The sequence below is a fragment of the Paenalcaligenes sp. DL 309 genome (genome assembly GCF_057475285.1).
Genome location: NZ_JBYBKW010000022.1, coordinates 1 through 4,839, shown reverse-complemented (window position 1 = coordinate 4,839; position 4,839 = coordinate 1). Strand labels below are relative to the sequence as shown.

At 42.6% G+C, this 4,839-nt stretch carries 6 protein-coding genes and 1 pseudogene; 4 read left to right on the top strand and 3 right to left on the bottom strand.

Annotated elements, in window-relative coordinates:
• Positions 1 to 521 precede the first annotated feature (521 nt).
• On the top strand, positions 522 to 1,451 hold the full coding sequence (locus tag AC2UZJ_RS12325) for a replication initiation protein (RefSeq protein WP_486950439.1): 930 nt from the start codon (positions 522 to 524) through the stop codon (positions 1,449 to 1,451).
• An 87-nt stretch (positions 1,452 to 1,538) separates the two neighbouring features.
• On the opposite strand, the gene AC2UZJ_RS12320 is transcribed toward AC2UZJ_RS12325, so the two are convergent.
• Positions 1,539 to 1,844 carry a hypothetical protein gene (locus tag AC2UZJ_RS12320; RefSeq protein WP_486950438.1) on the bottom strand — a complete coding sequence of 102 codons (306 nt, stop codon included), beginning with the start codon at positions 1,842 to 1,844 and terminating at the stop codon, positions 1,539 to 1,541.
• A 242-nt stretch (positions 1,845 to 2,086) separates the two neighbouring features.
• Here AC2UZJ_RS12320 and AC2UZJ_RS12315 point away from each other — a divergent pair, with 242 nt between their 5' ends.
• The 3 genes and pseudogenes from AC2UZJ_RS12315 to AC2UZJ_RS12305 all read left to right on the top strand — a co-directional run bounded on the left by AC2UZJ_RS12315 (position 2,087) and on the right by AC2UZJ_RS12305 (position 3,615).
• On the top strand, positions 2,087 to 2,437 hold the full coding sequence (locus AC2UZJ_RS12315; protein ID WP_486950437.1) for a plasmid mobilization protein: 351 nt from the start codon (positions 2,087 to 2,089) through the stop codon (positions 2,435 to 2,437).
• Positions 2,427 to 2,819: pseudogene (locus AC2UZJ_RS12310) on the top strand (relaxase/mobilization nuclease domain-containing protein); the annotation flags it as partial. The gene AC2UZJ_RS12315 and the pseudogene AC2UZJ_RS12310, both read left to right, overlap by 11 nt.
• Before the next feature lie 313 nt (positions 2,820 to 3,132).
• Positions 3,133 to 3,615: an MbeB family mobilization protein gene (locus AC2UZJ_RS12305; protein WP_486950440.1), complete on the top strand. Its 483-nt coding sequence runs from the start codon at positions 3,133 to 3,135 to the stop codon at positions 3,613 to 3,615.
• A gap of 431 nt (positions 3,616 to 4,046) precedes the next feature.
• On the opposite strand, the gene AC2UZJ_RS12300 is transcribed toward AC2UZJ_RS12305, so the two are convergent.
• Both AC2UZJ_RS12300 and AC2UZJ_RS12295 read right to left on the bottom strand, forming a co-directional pair.
• Positions 4,047 to 4,556 carry a GNAT family N-acetyltransferase gene (locus AC2UZJ_RS12300; RefSeq protein ID WP_486950436.1) on the bottom strand — a complete coding sequence of 170 codons (510 nt, stop codon included), beginning with the start codon at positions 4,554 to 4,556 and terminating at the stop codon, positions 4,047 to 4,049.
• Positions 4,514 to 4,839: type II toxin-antitoxin system TacA family antitoxin (locus AC2UZJ_RS12295; RefSeq protein ID WP_486950435.1), on the bottom strand; the 326-nt coding region annotated here is incomplete at its 5' end. The genes AC2UZJ_RS12295 and AC2UZJ_RS12300, both read right to left, overlap by 43 nt.

The following is a 4,839-nucleotide window of genomic DNA, read 5'->3' as shown; positions in this document are numbered from 1 at the left end:
GAGCTTTTCTTTTTGCGTCTATGCGCATGTTGATTGTGAAATTTTTTGCTTTTTTGCTTTTCTCTCCTTTACTTTTTTTAATTTCATTTTGATTTGGTAGGTTTCTTTCTAAGATTGCTGTTGACATTTTCGACTCCAGTGTACGAACTTAAAACCAAAGATTAATTATTATTAATTTTCTAATGTAATTTTAATTTATAAAAAATAAAATCATTATTAGCTATTTAATATTGGCATTCGTTACGCAAGGCTTTTCCTTAAGGGTTAAATTTTAAAAATCATATGAATCATTTAGCATTCTGTATGGAAGAATGAGCTTATTATACACTACCCGTATGTACAATGTGCACACGAAAGGCTAGAATCTAGTTATTATTGATCTGGTTGAGCTTTAAATGAAAAAAGCCCTCAACTGCTGCAAACAGTTAGGGCTTGTGTTTGATGACCTTTCACTGAAGAGAGTTAGGGTACATCAGTTGTATTAATTGTATGTACTCTAGCGTAATTGAGCAAGAATAACGATGCTAGAGCAAGAGAAGCTATTTATTGAGAGCCTACCTTACAAGCCGTACTGCACAGATAGTTTGGATTATGGGTTGCAAATTAGGTCAGCAAAAACAGCCCTAACAAAACGGCTTATTCAGCACAACAAACCTTTGAGTGTGTTGTGGCTGGTGTTTGATTTGGACTCACCGCATTTTTGGAGCTTGTTGGAAAGTGAGACTTTGCCTGCGCCTAATCTCGTTTCTTTTAATCCTGAAAATAATCATTGTCATATTTACTACAGTCTGAAAACGCCCGTTTGCAGGTCAAACGTGGCACGACGTAAGCCTTTGCGTTATTTGGCGGCTATTGAGTATGCTTTACGGGAAAAGTGGACATCGGATGCGGGCTATACGGGTTTTATTAGTAAAAACCCCGTCCACCCCCAGTGGGAAACTTACCAATTTCGTAGTGAGTCGTGGGAGCTTGGCGAATTAGCCGACTGGCTGACTTTGCCTAAAACCTTGCCTAGACGTGGTCAGAGTGTAGGTTTGGGGAGAAATTGCACGCTTTTTGACCTGCTGCGTTACTGGGCTTATGACAATGTGCTGGAGTTTCGCGTAAGTGGCGGCCTAAAAACGTGGTCTGAGACGGTTTTAAAGGTGGCTGGTGGGCTTAATAGCTTCCCTGAGCCGTTACCTATGACTGAAGTGAGGGCGACGGCTAAAAGCGTTTCTAATTGGGTTTGGGAAAACTACACAAAGCGTTGGTCTGATGAGGAGTTCAGTCAGGTGCAGGCAGCACGTGGCAGAATGAGTGGGGAAAAGCGAGGTTATGCAAGTAAAGAAAAACGCGAAAAGGCGTATAAACTAAGGGCTGAGGGTATGACTCAGCAAGCTATTGCTGATGCTCTAGGGGTGTCACAGAAAACGGTTTCAAACTGGCTTAAAAAAAGTTTTAGTAATTAACCATATCAGATAACAGCCCGTAGGGGCTTTAGTTGTTTGGGCTGTTTTTATGAGGTTTAAATAGTAGGTGATATTGGTGAAGTGTTTTTAGGACACTTCATCTTCAGGAAGAGGGTATTCATAGTGGAAGATATTATCTTCGTCTGATTCCTCATCTGAGTAAGCGCCTATGTTTTTTAGTCCTTGCATTGCTTTTCCGCATTCTGGGGAGCCGTGTCTGAGCCCATCAGATAGAGCTGGTTTTAGGTCATTTACACCTCTTACATAGCCAATAATTTCTCCTGTTTCTAGGCCGTTTACGTAGCCCATGTTGTAAGCTTCCTTAGCTATTCTTTCTGTATTGCTTTGGATTAATTGTATTAAGGCAATGGGGGTTTTTAGTTGTTTCGGCATGGTTATTACCTTTAAAGTAGTAGTTGTTTTTTATTAAAGCATATAAATCTCAAATATATAAGCAATATACTTATTTTTATATATTCGCTCACGGTGCTATATTCTAATAGGATAAAGCAAGGATACACAAAGACCCCTTACGAGGTTTTGTGACCTTGTAAGGGGGAGCCTACAGCCCCCCCTTAACCCTCCCCAGTTTCATCACCTTTATTTCATAAATCTGATGTAGGAAAAGCAAACGCATGACGGCAGAAAAACGAACGAAGTCGGTAAAAATCCGCGTTACCGAAAGCGAGCTTGAGCAACTCACTGCCAACAAAGGCAGAGCTGAGCTAGCCCGTTGGTTGCGTGAAATTGGGCTTGCTGGTGGCGGTGGTCGTCAGCAAGTGGTGAAGCATCAATTGCCGCCTGAGGTGGTTAGAGTGTTAGCGGGTATTGGTAGTAATCTTAATCAGTTAGCTCGACACTTGAACACGGAAGCCAAAGCGGGTTCGCTTGATATTCGTTTGCATTCGGTTGAGCTGTTGGCTCAATTGGCTGCAACGGAACGGGCTTTGGCCGCTGTTAGGGAGATATTGCGCGATGATTGTTAGTTTTTTTGCTCGTGGGCGTAGCACTAGTAGCGGTGGCGGTGGTGGTGGGGCATCGGTTGATTATTTGCTTGGGGAGGAGCGCGACCGCGAAGGCGCAACGCTTTTAAGTGGTGATCCTGATGAAGCAATTGCGTTGATTGATGGGAGTCCGTATGCGAAAACTTACACCAGTGGGGTTTTGAGCTTTGAAGAAGCCACTATCACCGAAGAACAAAAAAGGGAGGTAATGCAGAGTTTTGAAGAGTGCTTATTTCCTGGCATGGATAAAAATCAGTATTACGTGCTTTGGGTGGAGCATGAGGACAAAGGACGGGTAGAGCTTAATTTTGTCATACCGAACATTGAGCTAACCACGGGCAAACGGTTGCAGCCGTATTATCACGCTGCCGATATGAAGCGGGTGGATGCGTGGCGCACGATTGAAAATATTACACACGGTTTTAGTGAGCCTGACGACCCTGCAAAGCGCCAGTCTCTTATCTTGGCTAAGGATTTACCCCGAAGCAAAAAAGAAGCCGCTGAGGCTATTAATGACGGGTTACATGCCTTGGCTGAAAGGGGTGGCGTTATGAGCCGTGAAGATGTGGTGGAGGTGCTAGAAGGAGCGGGTTTTGAGATAGCGCGACAGACAAAACAAAGTATCAGCATTAAAGACCCAGACGGTGGGCGAAATATTCGATTACGGGGCGCATTATATGAGCAAGATTTTGGACTTAGCAAAGACCTTCAGGGAGACATCGAACAAAGAAGCCGAGAGCATAAGCAAAGCACTGAAAAACGACTTGCGGCAGCTAGAGAGCGATATGGCTACGGCATTAAAATCAAGCAATCAGAGCTTGAGAAACGTTATAAACGAGAGCCAGAAGGAGTTAAGCAAAGAGATAGTGCGCAATCAAAGGCGCATGAGCCTGAGTTTGTTCAAGACATGGGTTTGGTTGCTCGGCTTTCTATTGCTACTCGCGCTTGGGCTGACGACTTGGAGCGTATGGCAGGGTCTGACGATTTACGACCAGAGCCAGAGCATAGCGACAGGGAAAGCGATGTTGAAGGATTTACCCGAAGGGTTGGAGATGCTGAAAGAGGGGCGGGACACGTATTTCATTCAAAACGCGAAGATGAAGCAGCCCGAACTTTACCAGAATCAAGACAAGCAGTGGATTATCAAGGTGAGCAAATAAATGACGGAAATCGAGAAATTATTACTGGACACGTTGAAAACATTAAGCGCCGAGCAAGAGGAAGCCAGACAAAACATGCTGAACGTCTTGGAGAGCTTAGAGAACGAGCGCAGACAGACACAAAAAGATATGCTGAACAGCATGGCGCAATTGGCGATACGGGTAAAAGCCTTGGAGGGATTGAGCGAGCAAGTGGAGCAGTTGAGCGAGCAAAACACGGCGTTGAGCGAGCAATTACAGCAACTCACCAGTTTATCCAAGCGGTAAAAGAAAAGGTGCAGGAAAAAGCCCGTGATATGGGTTTTAGTCGATGATTTTTTGAAGAATGCTTTAAGGTTTTGTTGTAAGAGTATAAAAAAAGCACACCCTTACTGATAAAATTAGATAGGGGTGTGCTATCCTAACTTTTAAGTGTAAAGAGCACTTAAAAGTTATTTAATGCTTAAGTAAAGAGCCATTTCTACGTTCTTCAAATTCTTAAAGCCAATCCTTTTATAGAATTTTTCAACTTTTTCTGATAGAGCATTTACTACCAAAGCCCTTACTCCTATATGTTCTTGGGCAGCTATACACTTGAAAGTGGCGTGTCGTACAAGGTCTTCTCCAATCCCTTGACCTTGCCACTTTTTGCTGACTCCCAGCCTTCCTAGAATGATGGCTGGGATTTCTTTTGGTCCATTTCTGCTCAATGCTCCGGGAGCATTCTCTCTTAAAACTGAACCCGCTGCTAAAGAGTAGTAGCCTACAACAATATTTGTACCAACTTCACAGATTACAAATATTTGGGCGCTTTTACTCTTTTTATGAGTTAGAGCTTTAGATAGATAGTCATCAATAGATTTTTCTCCACAGCTAAATTGAGATAAATCATGACTATCACTTAAAACAACTGGCTCACTTACCCCCAGCGTGATTTCTTTTTCAGGAACTTCAATAGACATTTATTGTCCTCCAATTTTTCATTTGATAATGCTCTATCGAAATCATTGAAGTCCTCATCGCTTAAAATTATTACATTTCGATCAAGAATGGTTTCTTCCGCTGCTTTATAAGCCGCGTCTAGAATAAAGTTTGATCGGTCAGTATGGCGTGATTTGGCTGCTTCTTCGATTAGAGCTTTTCTTTTTGCGTCTATGCGCATGTTGATTGTGAAATTTTTTGCTTTTTTGCTTTTCTCTCCTTTACTTTTTTTAATTTCATTTTGATTTGGTAGGTTTCTTTCTA

Coding starts and splice junctions, on each gene's coding strand:
- AC2UZJ_RS12320 (WP_486950438.1), bottom strand. CDS start 1,844: ATGCCGAAACAACTAAAAACCCCCATTGCCTTAATACAATTAATCCAA.
- AC2UZJ_RS12325 (WP_486950439.1), top strand. CDS start 522: ATGCTAGAGCAAGAGAAGCTATTTATTGAGAGCCTACCTTACAAGCCG.
- AC2UZJ_RS12300 (WP_486950436.1), bottom strand. CDS start 4,556: ATGTCTATTGAAGTTCCTGAAAAAGAAATCACGCTGGGGGTAAGTGAG.
- AC2UZJ_RS12315 (WP_486950437.1), top strand. CDS start 2,087: ATGACGGCAGAAAAACGAACGAAGTCGGTAAAAATCCGCGTTACCGAA.
- AC2UZJ_RS12305 (WP_486950440.1), top strand. CDS start 3,133: ATGAGCAAGATTTTGGACTTAGCAAAGACCTTCAGGGAGACATCGAAC.